Origin of the sequence: Frankia sp. QA3, from assembly GCF_000262465.1 — a bacterium.
In the GTDB taxonomy this organism is placed as follows: domain Bacteria; phylum Actinomycetota; class Actinomycetes; order Frankiales; family Frankiaceae; genus Frankia.
The window spans coordinates 6,906,113-6,922,118 of sequence record NZ_CM001489.1; the positions used below are offsets into that span (position 1 = coordinate 6,906,113).

Sequence of the window (16,006 nt, forward strand, 5' to 3'; positions counted from 1 at the left end):
GGCCGCGACCGCCTGCTGGGCGGCGTCGACGGCGCCGGCGAGGTCTGCCGGCGATCCTGTCTGGCCGAACCGGGCACGCAGGGCGATGCCGAGGTTGGACAGCATCGCGCCGCGGTCGGGGTGGTCGGGTGCGGTGGCCGCGACCGCCTGCCGCCCGGCGTCGACGGCGGCGGTGAGATCGGCCGCCGAGCCCCTCTGCTCGAACCGGGTCCGCAGGGCGGCGCCGAGGTTGGACAGCACCGCGGCGTGGTCGGGATGGCCGGCGGGCATCTCGGCGAGCACCTGGTGAAAGTGCTCGATCGCGGTGTCCAGCGCGGCGTGGTCGCCGGTTTGCAGAGCCGTCTGCAGCAGCGCGGCGGCCTGGTAACCCTGCGCCGCGGACGCTGCGGCCGGATTTTCCTCGAGCAGGGCGCGGACCTGGTCCGGCAGCGCGTCTGGATGATGCGGGTAGACCGCCGCGAAGTAGCCCAACGCCGCCGCCAGATCGTCCTGATCCTCCCCGGCGTCGAGGGCGAGGTACCGCACCCAGTGCAGCCAGCCCGCCGCGTGGGACACCTCGACGTCGTCGGTCGGGTCGCCCGCCGTGCCGACCAGGGCCCGCACCTCCGCGAGCGCCTCCCCGGCGAGCACGACAGCGGGATCCTGGGTCTCGGTGAACCGTCGCAGCCTGTCCTGCACCCGACGGAGCGGATCCCCGCGCATCCCGCACCCCCTGCACCACTTGCACCACTTGCACCACTTGCACCACGTGAGCATGGCGGCACCACGTGAGCATGGCGGCCGCGGCGCGGCCCACGAGGATGTGCGGAGCAGCACCAACAGCGACGTAGAGACTACGTCAGGACATCGTGGGATTTGGCTGGTTCGGCCTCGGCGCGCGACCGGCGGAGGGGCAGCGGCAGCGCCGGTCAGGCGGGCCAGGCGGCGGTGTCGACGGCGCGGCGTAGGAGGTCGGCGCTCGGGCCTGGGTCGATGCCGGCGGCGGCGAGCCAGGCGGGGGAGTAGTAGGTGTCGGCGTAGCGGTCGCCGCCGTCGCAGATCAGGGTGACGATGCTGCCCTGGCGGTCGGCGGCGACGAGCTCGCAGGCGAGCTGGACGGCGCCCCACAGGTTCGTCCCCGTCGAGGCGCCGGCCCGCCGGCCGGTGAGCCTCTGCAGGAACTGCATGGCGGCGATGGACGCGGCGTCCGGGACGCTGATCATCCGGTCGACGACGTCGGGCAGGAAGCTCGGTTCGACCCGGGGGCGGCCGATCCCCTCGATGCGGGAGTTCGCACCTGTCGCCTGCGGGTCGCCGGTGGACCAGCCGCGGTGGAACGCCGACCCCTCCGGATCGACCACGCACAGGGCGGAGTCGTGCTGGCGGTAGCGCAGGTAGCGGCCGATCGTCGCGCTGGTCCCGCCGGTGCCCGCGCCGACGACGACCCAGGCCGGGACGGGATGGCGCTCCAGCGCCATCTGACTGAAGATCGATTCGGCGATGTTGTTGTTGCCGCGCCAGTCCGTGGCGCGCTCCGCGTAGGTGAACTGGTCCATGTAGTGGCCGCCGGTCGCTGCGGCCAGCCGGTGCGCCTCCGGATAGACCATCCCCGCATCCTTCACCAGGTGGCAGCGGCCCTGCTCCCGTTCGATCAGGGCGATCTTCTGGGCGCTGGTCGACGCGGGCATGACGGCGATGAACGGCAGGCCCAGCATGCGCGCGAAGTACGCCTCCGAGACCGCCGTGGAGCCCGAGGACGCCTCCACGATCGTCGTGCCCTCCCGGATCCAGCCGTTGCTCAGCCCGTAGAGGAACAGCGATCGGGCGAGGCGGTGCTTCAACGAACCGGTGGGATGCGTCGACTCGTCCTTGAGGTAGACGTCCACGCCCCGCTGGGCCGGCCACAGCGGCAGCGGGATCAGATGGGTGTCCGCGGAGCGGTTCGTGTCGGCCTCCACCAGCGCGACGGCCTCGCGGATCCAGCGCCGATCCCGTCGGCTGGGTGCTGCGTCCATGCGCGACATCCAACCCGTTTCGCCGGTGACCTGCCGGTTCTCGGTTTCGGCGCAGGCCACCGCCCGGCCGCGGGTCGGACCGGCGGCGCGGATGAGTCGGCGGCGCCGGTCACAGGAGTGTGCCGAACACCTGCGTCCAGTAGGTGCCGTACTCGCCGCCGACGGCGTAGCCGACGCCGATCTGGCGTAGCTGCGGGATGAGGATGTTGGCCCGGTGGCCCGGGCTCTGCATCCAGCCGGCGACGACCTCCTCGGCCGTGCTCTGGCCGGCGGCGATGTTCTCGGCGACGCGGGCGTAGCGGTAGCCCAGGTCCGTGACCCGGTCGGACACGGTCCGGCCGTCCGGGCTGGTGTGGGCGAAGAAGCCGCGCGCCACCATGTCCCGGCTGTGCTCGGCGGCGGCGGCGGCCAGCGTCGGGTCGACGGCGAGCGGCGCGAGACCCTCCCGCCCGCGTTCGATGTTCGTCAGCGTGACGACCTGGGCCAGCATCGCCGGGATGCCGCCCTCCCCGGCCCACCCGGCGCCGTCCGGTGCCGGCCGGTCGTCGCGTGGCCCGAGGCCGGCCGCGGAATGGTCGCCCCAGCTTGGCGGCGGGCCGCCGGCGGGGACGGGGGCGGCGCTGGCGGCAGCGTCCTGGCGGGGGACGGCCGGGGTGAGGCCGGGCGGGGGCGCCGCGGCCTCGGGCGCGCCCGGGCTGTCGTCGTCGACATCCACGCCGAAGTCGCGGGCGAGCCCGGCGAGGCCGTCGGCGTACCCCTGCCCGACGGCGCGGACCTTCCACTCCGCTCCCCGGCGGTAGATCTCGATGAGGGTGACCACGGTCTCGTTGGACAGCGGCGGCGGGGTGAAGTGGGCGCTGAGGTTGCCGCGCCGGTCGTGCAGGGTGACGACGGGCCCCGGCAGCCGGCCGAAGGGCGTCGTGCCGTCCTCGGGGCTCGCGACGATCACGACCCGTTCGGCGCCGGGCCGCAGCCGCTCCGGGTCGACCGTCACCTCGTCGCCGTTGAGGATGACGCCGGCCGTCGCCGGCTGGTTGTAGAACACGAAGTCGTCGTCCCCGTCGACCTTGCCGTGCGCCGCCGTCACCAGCGCGCACAGGTCGAACGGCCCGATGAGGCGGACCGAGACGGGACCGCGGGGCAGCGGCGCGTTCGCACCGGGCACGAGCTCTGTCATCCGTCCCACTCCCGTGGCTGTTCTCGTCGGCTCTCGTCGGCGCGGATGCGCCGCCGTCGGCCGATCGCCGGGTTCGGGCGGGCACCGGGCGACGGCGACGTGTCCGCCTGTTCTAGATGTACCGGGAGATGGGCGTGGCCACCATGCCTGACGCCGCGCCGACGCCTGGTCCGTGCCACGTCCGGGCGGAATCGGCGCCCGCCCGGGTGACATCCGTGAGCATCCGGTGTCCGCTCGTAAGACAACGATCACCCGACTTTGTCTGCCGCCGGCCGTCCCGTGGGCCGCGGTGGCCGCCGCCGCCGACCGCTGATCACGACGTGGGCTGTCGTGGCTGTTGTGGATGGTTTGCTTGTCATGCCGGGCGCGCCCACCGTACCGTCTGCGTCGGTCGCCGTGATCAACGGTTCCGACGCGCGGGGTCCGTGGCGCGGTGGGCGGGCAGCCGCTCGGCGCGACCGGGGCGGGCCGGTGGCCGCCATGGGGGACCGCTGGGGGGATGACGCAGGGCGCCGGTGCATGGCGCCCGGAGCAGGGTGGGCCGCCGTGAACGACATCATGGGCTTCGCGCTGCTCAGCCTCGGGACGGGCGCGTTGTACGCGCTGGTCGCCGCGGGTGTGGTGGTGATCGCCCGCGGGGCCGGGGTGCTCAACCTGGCCCAGGGCGCGCTGGTGGCGTGGGCCGCCTACACCTTCCACGGCCTGCACGGCCCGTGGGGGCTGCCGCTGGGCCTGGCGGCGGTGCTCGCGGTCGCGTCGACGGCCGGCATCGGCGTCGGGTTCCAGCTGCTGGTCATGCGCCCGCTGCGGGAGGCGACGGCGCTGCTGCGGCTGATGGCGACCCTCGGCCTGCTGATCATTGTCCAGTCGTCGCTGACGCTGATGTTCGCCGGCGCGGTGCGCACCTCCCCGACGGTGCTGCCCACCGGCACGGTCGAGCTGTTCGGCGAGTCCGTCGGCGCGGACGTGTTCGTCCGGCTCGCCGCGGTCGCCGTCCTCGTCGCGGCTGCCTGGGCGGTCTTCCGGTTCACCACGGTGGGGCTCGCCGCGACGGCGGCGACCGAGAACCCGCGCGCCGCCGCCACCTTCGGCTGGTCCGTCGACGCCATCGCCGCCGGCGCGTGGGGCGCCGGCGCCGCGCTGGCCGGGCTCGGCGGCGTCCTGCTCGCCCCGTTGCAGAACCCGCTGTCCTCGACGAACCTGCTGCTTCTCATCGTCCCGGCGCTGGCGGTGGCGCTGGTGGCGCGGTTCAGCTCGTTCCCCGGGGTGCTGCTCGGCGGGCTCGTCCTCGGTGTCATCGAGGTGGAGGCGCAGTACGAGTTCGTCGCCCACCATCCCTGGTGGCGCGGGGTCGACCGGGCGGTGCCGCTGGCCGTCATCGTCTTCTACCTGGCCGTGCGCGGCCGGGGCCTGCCCGAGCGGGGCCACCTCGCCGAGCGCCACCCGGTGCTCGGCAGCGGCCGGGTCCATCCCCGTGCCCTCGCCGTCACCGTCGCGGCGGCGCTGGTGGCGATCTGGTCGCTGCCCCGCGACTGGGTCGACGCCCTCGACGCCAACGCGCTGTGGGCGCTGATCATCCTGTCCGTCGTGGTGCTCGTCGGGTTCACCGGGCAGCTCTCCCTGGCCCAGCTCGCCTTCTCCGGGATCGCGGCGCTGATCGCCGGGCGGCTCGTCGCCACCCGCGGCTGGCCGCTGGAGGCGGCGATGGCCGTCGGGGTGGCCGGCACCGCCGTCGTCGGGCTGCTGTTCGCGCTGCCCGCGCTACGCACCCGGGGGCTGCAGCTCGCGGTGGTGACCCTCGGCCTCGGCGCGGCCGTCGACGCCCTGCTGTTCCAACGCGGCTACCACTCCCCGCCACCCCCGGGGGCGGGCGCGCTCGGCTCGCTGTTCGGCGACCTCGCCTCGCCCGAGGGGACGGTCGTGGGGCGTCAGCGCTTCCTCGGCGTCCCGCTGGACAAGGTGACCGACCCGCGGGGCTTCGCGACGGTGTCCGTGCTCGCCTTCGTCCTGGTCGCCCTCGCGGTCGCGAACCTGCGCCGCGGCCGGGCCGGGCGGCGGCTGATCGCGGTGCGGACCAACGAGCGGGCCGCCGCGGCGCTGGGCATCAGCGTGGTGGCCGCCAAGCTGTACGCGTTCGCGCTGTCCGCGGCCATCGCCGGGTTCGGTGGGGTGCTCTACGCCTTCTACGTCTACGGCGAGCGCGGCAACATCGACTACGGCGGCGGGACGTTCGCGCCGTTCTCCTCGATCCTGCTCATCGCCTACGCGGTGGTCGGCGGCGTCGGCTGGGTCAGCGGCTCGTTCGCGGGCGCGACGATGGCCGCCGGCGCGCTGGCCACCCGCATCGGCGGCTGGGCCGGGGATTGGCTCGTCCGGCTCGGCGCGCTGCTGCGGGTTGTAGTCGCGACGATAGCCGGCGCGGGCGGCCTCGCCGTCGGCGCCGCGGTGGCCGGCGACCGGCGCACCGGCGGCCGGCTCGGCGTGGCGGCGCGGCGCTGGCTGCCCTGGCTCGCCGCGGCGGTCGCGGCCGTGCTCGCCGCCGCCTTCGGTGGCGCGGTGCGCGGCTGGCTGGCCGAACTCGACCGGTACGTGCCGCTGATCGGCGGCATCGTCCTCGTCGTCGTGCTCTCCCGTTCCGGCGGCGGGATGGCGCCCGAGAACGCCCGCACCGCCCGCCTGCTCTACGACCGCTACGTGCCCGGTGGGGCCGACCGCCGCCGCCGGGCCGACGCCGCCCGGTTGGACCAGGCGCTGCGCGCGGCGGAGGGCGGGTCCGCCCGCGCGGTCGTGCCGGCGGCGCTGTCGGTGTGGGGGCTGACGGTCAGCTTCGGGGCGGTGCGCGCGGTGCGCGCCGTCGACCTGCGGGTCCTTCCCGGCCAGGTCGTCGGGATGATCGGCCCGAACGGCGCGGGCAAGACGACGGTCATCGACGCGATCACCGGCTACACCCCGGCGTTGGTCGCCTCGATGACGCTCGGCGAGGTCCGCCTCGACCGCCTGCCCGCGCACCGGCGGGCCCGCGCGGGCATCAGCCGGTCGTTCCAGAACCTGGAGCTGTTCGACGACCTGACCGTGCTGGAGAACATCCAGGCGGCCAGCGACCGCCGCGACGCCCGTGCGTATCTCACCGACCTGGTGTTCCCGCGGTCGCGGCCGCTGTCCGGCGCGGCGATCGCCGCCGTCGAGGCCTTCGGGCTGCGCGAGGACCTGCTGCGCACCGTCTCCGACCTGCCCTACGGCCGCCGCCGGCTGCTGGCCATCGCCCGCGCCGTCGCGGCCGGGCCCGCCGTGCTGCTGCTCGACGAACCGTGCGCCGGCCTGGACGAGTCCGCCAGCGCCGAGGTCGCGGCCCTGCTGCGCCGCCTCGCCGACGAGTGGGGGCTGGGCATCCTGCTCAACGAGCACGACATGGATGTGATCATGGGGGTCTGCGACCGGGTGGTCGTCCTCGACGCCGGCGAACTCATCGCCGAGGGCACCCCGGCGCAGGTGGCCGCCGACCCCCGCGTGCGGGCGGCCTACCTCGGCGACGCCGACGAGTCGGCCCACCGGCCGGTCTACCTCCCCCTGTCCTAGCCAGGAGGCGGCCGCCGGGACCGGGGGTGGTCAGGAGGCGGCGCGCTCAGGAGGCGGCGTGGTCAGGAGGCGGCGCGGCGCAGGATGTCCAGGCCGTTGTAGGTCTCCGGGCCCAGGGGGACGAACGACTTCGAGGCGCTGTCCCAGCGGGCGCCCCGCAGGGTGGTGTTGAAGATCCGCTCCGCGCCGGGGATCGGGGTGGTCGCGGTGAGGTCCAGCGGCGGGACGATGCCGCCCAGGTCCAGCTTCTTGGTCCGGTTGAGCTGGGCGAGCAGGTTCTTCGACGTCAGCGGGCCGGACACCTGGTTGCCGACCTTCTCGGCGATCTGCACGGACAGCCACGCCCCGGTGGTGGTCGTCGTGGTGCGCTGGGCGGGTGCGGCGTCGGCGTCCCCGGCGGCCTGCTCGGCGTCGAGCTCGGCGACCATCCGCGCGACCTCGGGGAACTGGGCGGCCTGGCTGAGTTCCGGGAAGGCGGTGGCGACGACGAGCTTGTCCGCGGCCGGACCGAGCGTGGCCAGGTACTTCGGCGACAGGGTGCCCGCCGCGTGGCAGGTGCGGATCTGCTGGCCGGCCTTGGAGATCACCGCGTAGGCGGCCTGGTCGAAGACGACGAGCACGGCGCCGTCGGCGCCGGAGCGGGACAGCTGGGAGATCGCCGGGGTGAAGTCGCTCGTCGTGATCGGGATGCGGATCTTCGGGTTGATCGGATGGTTGACGGCCTTCGCGCCGCCCTCGGCCATGACGATCAGCCGGTCGCTCGCGCTGAGGTCGTAGCCGACCAGGCCGAGGTGGCTCGCCCCCGCCTTGGCCAGCAGCGCCGGGCAGACCGCCGGGTAGAGCGTCAGCGGGCTGATGACGTAGCTGACCGGCGAGCTGAGCTCGGAGCCGTCGGCGGAGATGCCGGCCGACCCGATCGACGGGATGCCCGCGTTCTGCAGGATCGGCATGATCCCGCCGGTGCCGCTGACCTCGCTGACGACGGCGAGGACGCCGGAGTCGACGGCCTGTTGGGCGCACTTCTTCGCGCTGGCGGCGTCGTTGCGCTCGTTGCAGTGGACGAGCTCGACCGGGTGCCCGCCGATCCCGCCGCGGGCGTTGACCCCGCGTACGGCGGCGCGGGTGGCGGCCACCATCTCGGGGTAGTTCGTCCCCGCGGTGCCCGTCGGTGCAATGATCATCAGCTTGACGGGAGATCCCTTCGCGGCGGGATCGGACGCCGCGGCGCTGCCCGACCCGCCGTCCGAACCGCCGCCGCAGCCGGCGAGCGTCGCCGCGAGCGCGGCGGCCAGACCTGCCCGGGCCAGACCTGTCCGGGCGAGCCCACGCAGCCCGTACCGTCGTCGCACCCTGTCGTCTCCTCGTCGTCCGTCCACACGCCCCTGCCGGGCGCCCGCGCTCCGTCGCCGGGCATCCGCCGCCCCGCCGCCGGGCCAGCCACGGTAGACCCGTCCCGTCTGGGCGGATACGTCAGGGTGAGTCGTGGCGGGACCGTGACGGCGCGGGACAGCGCCAGGATGGCGAAGGGCGCCGCCGCGAGGGGCGGCGGCGCGGTTCAGATCACCTGGGACCAGGCGTAGGTGAATCCCATGATCTGATCGGCGAGGGTTTCCAGCCCCGCCGCCGCGACCGGGTCGATCAGCCGGCCGTGAGCGTCGAAGAGGGGCCCCTCGGTGTTGAACGTCACACCCAAGGGGGTCGGCCAGCCGCGCAGGGCGTGCACGGACGAGCGCAGCGCGCTCAGCGTCGTGCCGGCCGCCTGGGCGCCCTGGGCGCAGACGATGAGACCGACCGCCCGCCCGTCGAGGTACGGCCGCGGCGCGCCGCGCAGGTCCTCCAGGTAGTCCAGCGCGTTCTTCACCAGGCCGGACATCCCGCCGTGGTAGCCGGGGGTGGCGATCACGACGGCGTCGGACTGCTCCACGGCGGCGAGCAGGCGCAGCGCGGCGGCGCAGCGCTCGGGGCGTTCGGGGGCGTACATCGGCAGGTCCAGCTCGGCGGACCCGAACAGCACCGTCTCGGCGCCCGCCTGGGCCATCGTCGCGAGCACCGTGGCCAGGGCCCGGTGGGTGATGGAGTCGGCCCTGGTGGTGCCGCCGATCCCGACGATCATCGGCCGGCGGCGACGGGAGCGCACCGGGCCGGGCCCGGTGGGCGACACCTCGACGGGCCGGTGCCCGGCCCGGCTGGGCAGCGGGGAGATCGGTTCGCCACCAGTCCGTTGGCCGTTGACCTGATCAGTGGAGCCGGCGCTCGACCGGAACGCACCGTGTGTGTCCCCCACAACCCCTCCTAGACCCTGCTTCGGCGCGCCTTGGCACGGTCGCGGACCGCCGCGCCACCCGCCGTCACGTCTGTCCTATCCGACGGACCCCGCCTCCCCGGCGGCGGGTCCGGTCGGGCACGAGCCGGCGCCGTCGTGGTCGGGCTGCGGGCGGTGGCCGCCGTGATGCATCCGCCCGGCGCCGCGCAGCGCCGCGGGCAGTGCCCGGGCCCCCGGGCCGAGGGCGCCGATCCGGTCGGCCGGGTTGGAGATCCGGCAGCGGCGCAGCGACAGGCAGCCGCAGCCGATGCAGGAGTCGAGCCCGTCGCGCAGGGCCTCCATGGCCGCGATCTCCTCGTCGAGCCGGGTGCGCCAGCGCCGCGAGATCGCCGTCCAGTCCGCCTTCGTCGGGGTGCGCGAGTCCGGCAGCGACGCCAGCGCCTGCGCCACCTCGTCGAGGCTGAGGCCCACCGCGGTCGCCGCGCGGATGAACGCCAGCCGGCGCAGCACGTGCCGTTCGTAACGGCGCTGGCCACCGGCGGTGCGGGTGGCGCCGATCAGCCCCTGCCGCTCGTAGAAGCGCAGCGCTGACGGGGCGAATCCGCTGCGTTGGGACAGCTCGCCTACGGTCAACAGGTCGGTGGGGAGCACGCCCGCGATCCTACGTCCCTGTAGCTGAAGTCGGGTTTAGCTTTATCGCGGCGGGCGGGCGGGTCGGCTGGCTCAGCGTCGGCTGGCTCAGCGGCGGCCGGCTCAGCGGCGGAAGGGGCCGGTCACCTCGAACGTGATGCCGCCGCGGTCGCGCCCGGTGGCACCGCGCTGGGAGGAGAAGTACAGCCGGCTGCCGTCCGGGCTGAACGCCGGGCCGGTGATCTCGGATCTGTCGTGTCCGGGCAGCCGCAGAAAGGGCGCGACCACGCCGTCCGGGGTGATGAGCACCAGCGCGGGACGAGTGTGGTCCTCGGCGACGTACAGGTCGCCCGAGCGCGCGCCGACGAGGTTGTCCACCCCGGTGAGCGGCGGCGGGTCGGGCATGCTCGCCCGGTCGTAGAGGAGGTCGATCCGCCCGGCGTCCGCCCGGTACGCCCACACCCGGTCGTCGCCCTTGGTGGTCAGGTAGCAGACGCCGTGGGCATACCAGCAGCCCTCGCCACCGTTGAACCGCCGGGCTTCGCGGACCTGTCGCCGGGTTGCCCGGGGGAAGCCGTCCGGATCGCGCACCCGCTCCCAGCGCACCGGCCCGGACTCGGCCTGCGAGTCCCCGACCAGCACCTCCAGCCGGCCGGCGGACAGGTCACCCCAGCGGTCCGGGCGGAACCGGTAGAAGCAGCCGTCCTTGCGGTCCTCGGTCAGGTAGATCACCCGGTGGTCGGGGTCGCAGGCCGCCGCCTCGTGGGTGAAGCGGCCCAGGGCCGGGCGCGCCACGGCCTTGCGCGACCCGTCCGGCCACGTCTCGTACACCCGTCCGGAGAAGAACTCCTCGCACGACAGCCACGTCCCCCACGGGGTGGCCCCGCCGGCGCAGTTGGCGGTGGTGCCGGCGAGGATGCGCCCCGCCGAGGCGATCGAACCGTCCGCCCGGAACCGCAGCGCCGAGGTGCCGCCGTGCAGCATGACCTCCGAGTTCGACACGTAGGTCCAGCCGCCGTCGGGCCCGGGGAAGCAGGCCCCGCCGTCGGGCGCGTCGTGCCAGACGTACTCGGTCGCGCCGACGAGCATGTGCGAGCGGGCGACGATCCGGCTGGTGAAGCCCGCGGGCAGCGCCACCCCGGAGCGGTCCGGCGGGCGCAGCGGCCCGTACGGCCCCACCCCGGGCCGGGCGGTGGCGGCCAGGGCCGCATGCCACGTCGCCCCGGAGAACGCGGCGGTGCCCAGGGCCGCCACCGCCGAGCGCAGCAGCATCCGTCTATCCATGCCGGGCCACCCCTCCTGGGCCGGTCGGCCGTCGACCGCCGCCCGCCCGTGTCCTCCGCCGTGTGATCCGCGTTGCATGCATCGGCCCGCCGCGCCGCGCCGGCGGCCCCGGCCGTCGTCTGTCCGGATCGCCGTACATGCGGGTTGTCGCGGGTGCGCCGCGCCGGTGCCACCTGTCTGACCCTAGGGTCATCGACGCGCTGCGTCAGGTAACCGGGCGGTGAGGGTTTCCCGCTGTTGCCGCCGCCGGTAGATCTTCCGGGGTGGTCCGGATGGGACTGGTCCGGCCGCGACCATGGCAGGCTGTCGACTCGATGGACGACACCACGCATCGGCGGTTCAATCCACTGACCGGCCGCTGGGTTCTGGTCTCGCCGGGGCGGGTTCGGCGCCCCTGGCACGGCGGTCGGGAGACGGCGGCGATGCCCCCCGCCGTCGAGTACGACCCCGTTTGCGATCTGTGCCCCGGCAACGAGCGCGCGGGTGGCGCCCGCAACCCCGACTACCGGGGCACGTACGTCTTCACCAACGACTTCCCGGCGCTGCGACCCGCCGGGAGCGATCCCGCGCAGCACGGCGTCGATCCCGGCGGGCCGCCCGGCGCACCCGGCGCACCCGGCGCCCTGGCCGTGGACCTCGCCCGCGGCGGCGCCGGCCTGCTGCGCAGTGCCCCCGCGCACGGGACGTGCCGGGTGGTCTGCTTCGGCCCGCACCACGGCCGGGGGCTGGTCGACATGTCACCCTTCGAGGTCCGCGGGGTCGTCGACACGTGGGCGGCGCAGGAGGCCGAGCTGTCCGAGCGGTGGCGCTGGGTGCAGGTCTTCGAGAACCGCGGCACCGCGATGGGCGCCTCCAATCCGCATCCGCACGGGCAGATCTGGGCCTGCGACGCCCTGCCCGACGAGGCCGCCGCGGAGGACACCCACCAGCGGGAGCACTTCGCCCGGTCGGGCAGTTCCCTGCTGCTCGACTACATCCGCACCGAGACGCGCGCCGCGGAGCGGATCGTCCTCGACGACTCCGACTGGCTCGTCGTCGTGCCGTTCTGGGCGGTGTGGCCCTTCGAGACGCTGCTGCTGCCCCGCCGGCCCGTGCAGCGGCTCGCCGAGCTCGACGACGCCCAGCGGGACAGCCTGGCCGACGTGCTGGGACGCCTGCTCGCCGGCTACGACGCCCTGTTCGACCACCCGTTCCCGTTCTCGATGGGCTGGCACGGCGCCCCGGGGCCGCATCCGGCGGGCCGGGCGGGCGCCGCGGGCCGGGCGGCCGGTTCACGGCGCCCCCCCGAGGCGGTCTGGCAGCTACACGCCCACTTCTACCCGCCGCTGCTGCGCTCGCCGACGATCCGCAAGCATCTCGTCGGCTACGAGATGCTGGCGGAGCCCGCGCGCGACCTCACCCCCGAGGACGCCGCGGGCCGGCTGCGCGCGGTCATGGCGGATGCCTGGGATGGGGAGGCGACCCTGCCGAGCGGCCTCACGACGATCCCGGCCGCGCCGCTGCAGATCCGGCCGGCTTGATGGCGCCGCCCGGCCGTCCGGACCCGGCGGGTGGCTCGGGCGAACGGGCGGTGCCGGCCGCGCTGCGGGCGGTGCGGGCGTTCAAGGCGGCCTACGGCGGCGAGCCGACGCATCTGGTGCGCTCGCCGGCCCGGGTCAACCTCATCGGCGAGCACACCGACTACAACGACGGCCTGTGCCTGCCGGTGGCGATCGACCGCGAGCTCTGCATCGCCCTGCGCCGCACCGACGACGCCCCGGCCGGCGCCGACCGCCGTCAGCCCGGCGGGTCCGCCGCCGCCGCCGCCGACGACGACGGTGTCGGTGTCGGTGCGCAACTGCGGCTGGTGTCCGAACAGGACCCCACACCCGCCGTCGTCCCGTTGCCACCGCCCGCGCCGGACACGCCGCCGCCGGCCCGCGCGACCGGCTGGGCCCGGTACGTGCAGGGCGTGGCGGTCCAGCTCGCCGCGACCGGCCAGCTCGCCGGGGCCGGCCTCGTGCCGTGGCAGGGTGCGCTCGCCAGCGACATCCCGCTCGGCGCCGGTCTGTCCTCCTCGGCCGCCCTGGAGCTCGCCGTCGCCCTGGCCTGCACGCACCTCGCCGGCTCGGTGCCGGCGCCGACGGAGCTCGCCCGCCTCGCCCAGCGGGCGGAGAACGCCTGGGTAGGCGCCGCCACCGGCCTGCTCGACCAGCTTGCCTGCGTCGGGGGGATCGCCGGGCACGCCCTGCGCATCGACTGCCGGGCGCTGACCGTCACGCCCGTGCCGCTGCCGGCCGGGCTCGCCATCGTCGTCATCGACACCGGCTCCCGGCGCGAGCTCGTGACGAGCGCCTACGCCGACCGGCGAGCCGACTGTGAGCGCGCCGCGCGGGCGCTGGGCGTGCCGGCGCTGCGTGACCTCGACGCCCTGCCGGCGGACGCCGCCGGCCGGCTCGACCCGGCGGCGCTGCGCCGCGCCCGCTTCGTCATCGCCGAGAACGCACGGGTCGACGCGGTCGCCGGGGCGCTGGCCGGGGGGGACGCCGAGGCGGCCGGCCGGCTGCTGCTGTCCGGCCATCGGGGCATCCGGGACGACTTCGAGGTGTCCGGGCCCGAGCTCGACGCGGCCGTGGCTGCGGCCAGCGCCGCCCCGGGCTGCTTCGGCGCCCGGATGACCGGCGGCGGGTTTGCGGGCTGCGCGGTGGCCCTCGTGGACCGCGATCGGCTGGACGCGTTCACGGCGGCGTTCGAACCCGCCTATTCCGCCCGCGCGGGTCGGGAAGCCGTGCTACATGTGTGCTCGGCGGTCGCCGGCACCTCGGTCACGGCGCTCCGCTAGGCCCGTCTGCTGGACCGTCCACCGCGCCTCCCGTCCCGGCACCGGCCCGACCCGACCCGCCCGCGCCCGACGAGCGACCGGGTGCGGGCGGGTGCCCGCGTCCGGGCGGTCGCGGCACGGTCGGGCGCACCCGGGTGGGTGCGCAAGTCGTCCGAGCGAGGACGAACCGCCCTCGGCTGTGCTGTTCTAGCCCGGTATAGGAGTTCTTGACAGGAAGCGGGCTAGCATGACCGCTCTGATCGGGCGGAGACGAGGAGTTGAGAGGACGGTGTCCGTGCTGCGCTGGGCGCGGGTCGGGCTGTCCCGGCGGGGACGGCTGCTGCGCGGGGTCGGAATCGTCACCGTGGTCGCCATCGGCCTGGCCACCCTTGTCCTGGCGGCGATGTCGCCGTCGTCATCCGCGTCGGCCACCGCCGCGTCGGTCACCTCGGCCCCGGCGGCCACCGCAGGGTCCTCGGCCGACGCTGCCCACTCCACCGGCCCGTCCCCGCTAGCCACCGTGCCCGCCGCCGCGCCGCCGACCGCCACCCCCGCCGCCGCGCCACCGACCGCCACCCCCGCCAGCCCCCGGCTGCCTGCCCCCAGCGCGCCCGCTGCCGCCGGGTCGCCCGCAGTTGCCGGGCTGGTCACGCCCCCAGGGGCGGCAACCTCCGCCGCGTCCGTGCCCGTGCCCGCCGCCGGCGCCGCGCCGTCCTCCGACGTCGACGGAGCGGGCGGTGCCCGTACCCCGGCACCGACGGCAGCCGCCGTGCCTTCCACGGCCGCGTCCGACCCGCCGGCGCAGTCCGCGGACACGGTGCACCGCCTGGCCTCCGGGCGGACCTACCAGTTGCACACCGAGGTCCGGCTCTCGCCCACGTTCCGCGGGACGGCCCGCCCGCTGGTGATCCTCCTGCACGGCCTGCTCAACAGCCCCGAGAACGTGCGGGAGATGTCGGGGGCGGACCCGTTCGCCGACACCCACGGTTTCGCGGTGGCCTACGGGGTCGGCGTCCATCAGTCGTGGAACGCCGGCGGCTGCTGCGGCCAGGCCACCACCGACGACGTCGCGTACCTGCGCCAGGTCGTCGACGACGCCGCCCGCCACACTCCGGTGGACCGCAGCCGGGTGTACGTGTGGGGCTTCTCCAACGGCGGGATGCTCGCCGCCCGGGCCGCCTGCGAGGCCCCGGACCTCGTCGCCGCGGTCGGCATGGTCGGCGGGCAGTCGCTGGTGTCCTGCCCGACCGTGCCCGTCCGGATGCTGCACATCCACGGCAGCGCGGACACGACGGTGCCGTGGCGCGGCGGCTGGTCGGACTATCTGAAGATGAACCTGCCCGACGGCGAGACGGAGGCCGCCCGTTTCGCGCCCGGCTCCGAGGTTCGCCACCTCGTCTGGGACGGCGGCCACACGTGGCCGTGGTGGGCCGTCGGCGCCCTGTGGGACTTCTCCGCCCCTGCCTCCCTCGACGCGCCGGTCAGTCCGGACGCCCCCGCCCTGAACGCCCCCGCCCCCGCCCCCGCCGCCGCCCTGGGCGCCCTGGGCGCCCTGGATGCTCCCGCGGCTTCTGCCGCCCCGGGCGACAGGCCGTAGCCCGGTCGGCCCGGTATCCCCGCGCCGACCACGTCCGGCTGGACCCAAGGGCGTTCGGTCAAGCCGTGTTCGCGGGTGTCGCCTCGTGGCTGGCGATGATCTCGGCGGTGGGGGTGGCCTGGGAGCTGGGGCGTGGAGGTGGCCTTGGGCGGTGCTGGCGACATGGGGGGAGAGCGCGCGTTCGACGCCGCGAGGGCTGGTTCGTAGCCGCCGGTCGGGCATCAGCGTGGGAGCGCGCAACCGCGCCATCCGTCCGGGCCCCGGCCTCGACGATCATGCTGTTCCGCGGAACCGCGCCACCCAGCCAGGCTCCGACCCACGCCTCGGTGATCCTGGTGTTCCGCGGAACCGCGTCCCGCCGCCGTCGCGTCATCCCGGTCCACCACCCGCGACACCGTGCCGCCGCCGCGGCCGTTCTCGCTGACTGGCGGTCGGGCGAACGGCGAACCGGTAGCCAGTGGGATCAATACGCGCAGTCCCACGCACGGAGGGTTCGACCCGGCCGGTGGCTCGGTAGACCGCGGCGAGCTCGTCGGCGGTGCGCAGGCTGCGCGAGTCACCAGCGCCGTGCTCCCGGTTGCGGTCGGCGTATGGCTGTTCGAGTAGCGGGCGAGCCTCGTGGAACCGTCCGGCCTGCTGGTATGCGGTGGCGAGGGAATCGCGGAGGAATCCTCCGGGCAGGTGG

11 protein-coding genes and 1 pseudogene are annotated in these 16,006 nt (G+C 75.3%); 4 read left to right on the forward strand and 8 right to left on the reverse strand.

Translation table 11 applies throughout. The features are described 5' to 3' along the window. The 3 genes and pseudogenes from FRAQA3DRAFT_RS36370 to FRAQA3DRAFT_RS28245 form a co-directional block, all read right to left on the reverse strand. Positions 1–678, reverse strand: a pseudogene (locus tag FRAQA3DRAFT_RS36370) (CHAT domain-containing protein); the annotation flags it as partial. 230 nt (positions 679–908) lie between these two features. Beyond that, positions 909–1,994, reverse strand: coding sequence for a PLP-dependent cysteine synthase family protein (locus FRAQA3DRAFT_RS28240; protein WP_009742471.1), 1,086 nt, complete (start codon positions 1,992–1,994; stop codon positions 909–911). Positions 1,995–2,103: 109 nt separating this feature from the next. Beyond that, positions 2,104–3,171 carry a CAP domain-containing protein gene (locus FRAQA3DRAFT_RS28245; RefSeq protein WP_009742472.1) on the reverse strand — a complete coding sequence of 356 codons (1,068 nt, stop codon included), beginning with the start codon at positions 3,169–3,171 and terminating at the stop codon, positions 2,104–2,106. A gap of 546 nt (positions 3,172–3,717) precedes the next feature. On the opposite strand from FRAQA3DRAFT_RS28245, the gene FRAQA3DRAFT_RS28250 reads away from it, so the two are divergent. Then, complete coding sequence (locus FRAQA3DRAFT_RS28250; RefSeq protein ID WP_009742473.1) at positions 3,718–6,747, forward strand: ATP-binding cassette domain-containing protein; 3,030 nt, start codon at positions 3,718–3,720, stop codon at positions 6,745–6,747. Between the two features lie 62 nt (positions 6,748–6,809). On the opposite strand, the gene FRAQA3DRAFT_RS28255 is transcribed toward FRAQA3DRAFT_RS28250, so the two are convergent. The 4 genes from FRAQA3DRAFT_RS28255 to FRAQA3DRAFT_RS28270 form a co-directional block, all read right to left on the reverse strand. After that, the gene (locus tag FRAQA3DRAFT_RS28255; protein ID WP_009742474.1) at positions 6,810–8,096 is read right to left on the reverse strand and encodes an ABC transporter substrate-binding protein; all 1,287 of its coding nucleotides are present in this window, start codon (positions 8,094–8,096) and stop codon (positions 6,810–6,812) included. A 206-nt stretch (positions 8,097–8,302) separates the two neighbouring features. Next, a complete protein-coding gene (locus FRAQA3DRAFT_RS28260) occupies positions 8,303–9,031 on the reverse strand; it encodes an NADPH-dependent FMN reductase (protein WP_009742475.1) in 729 nt (242 codons plus the stop codon). A 75-nt stretch (positions 9,032–9,106) separates the two neighbouring features. After that, positions 9,107–9,661 carry a redox-sensitive transcriptional activator SoxR gene (soxR, locus tag FRAQA3DRAFT_RS28265; RefSeq protein WP_009742476.1) on the reverse strand — a complete coding sequence of 185 codons (555 nt, stop codon included), beginning with the start codon at positions 9,659–9,661 and terminating at the stop codon, positions 9,107–9,109. Positions 9,662–9,763: 102 nt separating this feature from the next. Then, positions 9,764–10,924 (reverse strand): alkaline phosphatase PhoX, encoded by a 1,161-nt coding sequence (locus tag FRAQA3DRAFT_RS28270; protein WP_009742477.1) that lies wholly within the window; start codon positions 10,922–10,924, stop codon positions 9,764–9,766. 314 nt (positions 10,925–11,238) lie between these two features. Here FRAQA3DRAFT_RS28270 and FRAQA3DRAFT_RS28275 point away from each other — a divergent pair, with 314 nt between their 5' ends. The 3 genes from FRAQA3DRAFT_RS28275 (at position 11,239) to FRAQA3DRAFT_RS38310 (ending at position 15,321) form a co-directional block, all read left to right on the forward strand. Next, positions 11,239–12,444 carry a UDP-glucose--hexose-1-phosphate uridylyltransferase gene (locus FRAQA3DRAFT_RS28275; RefSeq protein ID WP_232291798.1) on the forward strand — a complete coding sequence of 402 codons (1,206 nt, stop codon included), beginning with the start codon at positions 11,239–11,241 and terminating at the stop codon, positions 12,442–12,444. Continuing rightward, positions 12,444–13,745, forward strand: a complete 1,302-nt coding sequence (locus FRAQA3DRAFT_RS28280; protein ID WP_009742479.1) for a galactokinase family protein — start codon at positions 12,444–12,446, stop codon at positions 13,743–13,745. The genes FRAQA3DRAFT_RS28275 and FRAQA3DRAFT_RS28280 overlap by 1 nt, the downstream gene beginning before the upstream one ends. Before the next feature lie 268 nt (positions 13,746–14,013). Then, complete coding sequence (locus FRAQA3DRAFT_RS38310) at positions 14,014–15,321, forward strand: PHB depolymerase family esterase (RefSeq protein WP_304412977.1); 1,308 nt, start codon at positions 14,014–14,016, stop codon at positions 15,319–15,321. Positions 15,322–15,690: 369 nt separating this feature from the next. On the opposite strand, the gene FRAQA3DRAFT_RS39000 is transcribed toward FRAQA3DRAFT_RS38310, so the two are convergent. After that, positions 15,691–16,002, reverse strand: a complete 312-nt coding sequence (locus FRAQA3DRAFT_RS39000) for a tetratricopeptide repeat protein (RefSeq protein WP_157468782.1) — start codon at positions 16,000–16,002, stop codon at positions 15,691–15,693. Between the last annotated feature and the right edge of the window lie 4 nt (positions 16,003–16,006).

Coding starts and splice junctions, on each gene's coding strand:
- FRAQA3DRAFT_RS28240 (WP_009742471.1), bottom strand. CDS start 1,994: ATGGACGCAGCACCCAGCCGACGGGATCGGCGCTGGATCCGCGAGGCC.
- FRAQA3DRAFT_RS28245 (WP_009742472.1), bottom strand. CDS start 3,171: ATGACAGAGCTCGTGCCCGGTGCGAACGCGCCGCTGCCCCGCGGTCCC.
- FRAQA3DRAFT_RS28270 (WP_009742477.1), bottom strand. CDS start 10,924: ATGGATAGACGGATGCTGCTGCGCTCGGCGGTGGCGGCCCTGGGCACC.
- FRAQA3DRAFT_RS28275 (WP_232291798.1), top strand. CDS start 11,239: ATGGACGACACCACGCATCGGCGGTTCAATCCACTGACCGGCCGCTGG.
- FRAQA3DRAFT_RS28280 (WP_009742479.1), top strand. CDS start 12,444: ATGGCGCCGCCCGGCCGTCCGGACCCGGCGGGTGGCTCGGGCGAACGG.